The organism is Shewanella sp. (assembly GCF_051658185.1).
Taxonomy (GTDB): Bacteria; Pseudomonadota; Gammaproteobacteria; order Enterobacterales; family Shewanellaceae; genus Shewanella.
The window spans coordinates 1-3,781 of record NZ_JBOFMC010000329.1 but is presented as its reverse complement, the minus strand read 5'-3'; the positions used below and the strand labels follow the sequence as shown (position 1 = coordinate 3,781).

Below are 3,781 nucleotides of genomic sequence, written 5' to 3'. Positions count from 1 at the left end.
AATTAAAATGCGCCACCGCCCAAAGAGGCGGTGACGCACAAGGTAATATTTTGTGGGCACTCGGAAAGGAAGATTCCGCTTAGCGAGCGTGGTGCTGCGCCATACCTTCCCAGCCCTCTTTGAGCTCGCCTAAGATCTTACGCACTTCCACAAAACCGGCCACATCATTCGACACGCTGATTTCAAACAAGCGCTGACCGCAGTAGTCATACAAACGGTGCAGATTGCTGGCCAGCTCACCACCGAGCTCCATATCTAGCGCGCTATCTAAACCGCCCAAAATTTGCAGCGCCTTGTTAATGGCTTGGCCTTTGCGCTCATATTGCTTGGCCAAAATATGCCCTTCCGCACGGGCAATTTCATCCAGCAAACCATCCATGAGCATCAATACCAGCTGATAGGAATCAGCGCTGGCCGCTTTCGCATCCACAGAAGCAAATTTGTAGGCATCAACGCCATCGTCCATATCAAACATTTTTTAACTCACTTGGCTTAAATAAAGCCGCGCCAAATGGCGCGGCGAACGACTTAAATCATGCCCATACTCGACATCATCTGATTCATCATAGTGTATTGACGCAGATAGCGATTATAAGAAGATTCGGAACGGCGATTCAAAGCATCCATTTTATTGTCTAAGCGTTTTTCGCGCGCTTCGAAACCTTCTGTTCGTGATTTGAGCAAACCATCTCGATCAGTATAAGGCTTCAATGCATCCTGCATAGAGTTCAATAAGCCATCTTCACCCATAAACGCTTTGCCAAGCAATTCGGGGTCTTTTTCCAATGACTTTTCAAATTCTGTTTGATCAAATTTGAGCTTGCCATCGCGATCCGTTTCAATACCCAATGATGCTAATGACATACCCTCCGGTAAATCGCGCACCATATTACGCAGTTGTGATTTCAAACTACGAATACCACTATCTGAAGACAACGCACCACTGCCACTTTTAGTCATGCTATTGATGTCATTCATCAGTGAGTTATAGCCCTCAACAAAGCTTTTTACTGCACCTGTAACTTTTTCTTGATCTTGACCCACAGTTAACTGGATTGGCGCCTCACCAGGCTCTTGAGCTTTAGTCAGTTCAATCGTCAGACCATCAACCACACCTTCAACCTTATTTGAAGCAGATGTGATAACAATTGGGTTATCACCGCCCATTTCAATAATGGCATCTTTCGCGGTAGTGATATCCGTTTTACCAGCGATTGCCGCACCCAACATATTGCTAGGGTCACCGCTATAACTCATATTTACCGCATTTTCTACACCTGTTTCTTGGCTAGTTAACACCAAATTAACTTCACCATTAGTACGCACTAATGAGGCTTTCACCCCAGGATTCCCTTCAGCGGTGTTGATATGGGTAACAAGATCTTTAACTGTGCTCCCAGCAGGCATAGTAGATAGATCGATGTCTAGCTTTTCACCACCGACCTCGAGCGAAAACACGCCGTCAGTTGGTAACAAAGCATCTTCACTGTCCATCACCATGCCAACCTGGTGAGCTTGTGCCAATTGCTTTACAAAAAAACTGTACTGTCCAGTACTGGCAGAACCGTCACTGGTAACATTCATAAAACCTTCTTGCGAAGGCGTAGCTGATTGCGCTTGCAACTCCGAAGCTTTATTCAGGTCTTTCAGGCTTTTTTGAAAACTTTCTAGCTTTGTAGTTAAAGAATTAATCGCCTCGCGTTCGCTTTTCAGCTCTTTTTGCTGACGCGAAATTAAATCCTGCGTATTCATACGTTCGTAATAAACAAGCTGTGAAGCCATTTGCGATGGATTTATGTACATATACAGTCCTTAAATCTGAATTTTATTGATCAGCAGTAAGCCACATGGGCTTATCTTAAAGCGATTTTGGCAAGGAAAGGAAAAACGCCCATCCTTGCCAAAACAGCCCTGCGATAGGGGCAGCCCATAGGCTGCCCATTATTTCTCTTGCTTACGATTAACGCATCAGAGAAGAAACCATACCAGTCATCTGGTTGGCGCTGCCCAGTACAGTCATACCGGCTTGCATCAACATTTCCTGCTTGGTCTTGTTGGTGGTTTCTGCAGCAAAATCAGCATCCATGATACGACCACGCGCTAAGTCAGTGTTCTCTTTCATGTTAGCCAAGTTGTTCTGGGTATGCTCCAGACGGTTAATGTTCGCACCGAATTGTGAACGAACAGCACCGATGGTATCAAGTTGTGAACCCAGTGTGTCGATCATGCCACGGAATGCGCCAGAGCTCAGGGCGTTGGCAGCTGAAGTAATATTTGAACCACCTCCTGCACTCATGCCCAGTGCAGTGGTCATGGTACCCAAAGAACCACTCATCGCCTTCAAATTACCGGAAGCATCAACAGTTAAGGTCTCAGCTGAGCTTTCGCCAATTTGGAAAGTCACACCACCAGCACCAAACTTACCGCTAGCACCAAACAGGGCGTTACCACCGTAAGAGGTGTTGCTCATGATATTGCCCAGCTCGTTTTGCAACTCTACCATCTCAGAACCGATAGCTGCGCGGTCAGCTGAAGTCGCAGTACCGTTAGCACCTTGAGTAGCCAAGTCTTTCATACGCTGGGTGATGTTGGTCATCTCGTCCATCGCACCTTCAGCGGTCTGCATCATAGAGATAGCATCGCTGGCATTACGTGAACCAACTGCCATACCGTTAGACTGAGCCATCAAACGAGTAGCCATTTGCAGACCAGCGGCGTCATCTTTTGCTGAGTTGATACGCAGACCAGTACCCAGACGCTCCATAGAAGTGCTCAGTGAAGAGTTGGTACGGTTCAGCTGGTTTTGAGTAGTCAGCGACGAGTAGTTAGTATGGATTGATAAAGCCATTTGTATTACCTCTAGTTTTTGATTTTAAAGCACTGCGGTTTAATTTATCGCAGCAGCTTGCGTCATAAAGGTAAAACGACAGAGTGCGAGAAAAGCTGAAATTTTTTTTATGCGTTTTTACATCAAAAAAAAAAAACACCTAAAGGCCTACATTTCGCACCTGATTTAGGAATAAATTTGTCGGTAGCGTTCACCCAATACCGCCAAAATAATCTGCTGGTCTCCTGTTAGCTCCGTTATCTGTGGCGGGGCTTCTCCCTGTCGATACTCATGAATGCCACCAAAGCGCAAAAAGATCCAACGCGCCGTTGGCCGCTGCGTTGGCTTCTTTTTCATATCGGCCACACTGCGGTTCTGCGCCACCAACCCCTCCCGGATCCGGTGCTCTAGGGCCGCGTAAATCATCAGGCTACAGGTCATCACCATCAGCAACGCTTCGATACGTTCCGGTTTTTTCAGGTACAGTGAATCCTGCGCAGCCTTGAGGCTGCTCAGATGGCGACGAACAGTCTGGGCAAAGGCTTTGGTGTCGTTACTGTTGCCACTTAAGGCCTACATGTAGATGGCTATTTAAGGATTTCATTAAATTCGTGATAAAAAAGAGTTTGGGATACAATTACCGACACCACTGAGATTAAATATCTTCAAATGAAAATCATCGAGCGCCACCCAAAAACAACTTCTTTAAGTTTTCCTTATCGAGTTGATGAACAAATAACGGCACTGTTGCCTAAAAGCATAATCTAAAATCAATTTTGCAAAACCTAACGAGAGAATGTAGGTTTGAGCCAGATGACTTCAGATAACACTTAATTATTTTAGTGTTTTATATGGTTTACCGTGTGTTTTTAAGTTTATTATATGTTTAGGCAATAACGCCACAAATAACATTCGAATGGTTTTAATTTCATTGCACAATTCGTGATAAATGTC

At 45.3% G+C, this 3,781-nt stretch carries 3 protein-coding genes and 1 pseudogene; all 4 read right to left on the bottom strand.

Annotated features, from left to right (window positions below):
* Positions 1 to 79: 79 nt before the first annotated feature.
* Positions 80 to 475, bottom strand: a complete 396-nt coding sequence (gene lafC, locus ACRCZA_RS12655) for a lateral flagellar export chaperone LafC (protein ID WP_438674783.1) — start codon at positions 473 to 475, stop codon at positions 80 to 82.
* Positions 476 to 528: 53 nt separating this feature from the next.
* Positions 529 to 1,803: a flagellar filament capping protein FliD gene (gene fliD, locus ACRCZA_RS12650; RefSeq protein ID WP_438674782.1), complete on the bottom strand. Its 1,275-nt coding sequence runs from the start codon at positions 1,801 to 1,803 to the stop codon at positions 529 to 531.
* 157 nt (positions 1,804 to 1,960) lie between these two features.
* Positions 1,961 to 2,848 (bottom strand): lateral flagellin LafA, encoded by an 888-nt coding sequence (gene lafA / locus ACRCZA_RS12645; protein WP_438674781.1) that lies wholly within the window; start codon positions 2,846 to 2,848, stop codon positions 1,961 to 1,963.
* A 165-nt stretch (positions 2,849 to 3,013) separates the two neighbouring features.
* Positions 3,014 to 3,319: pseudogene (locus ACRCZA_RS12640) on the bottom strand (IS1634 family transposase); the annotation flags it as partial.
* Positions 3,320 to 3,781 lie beyond the last annotated feature (462 nt).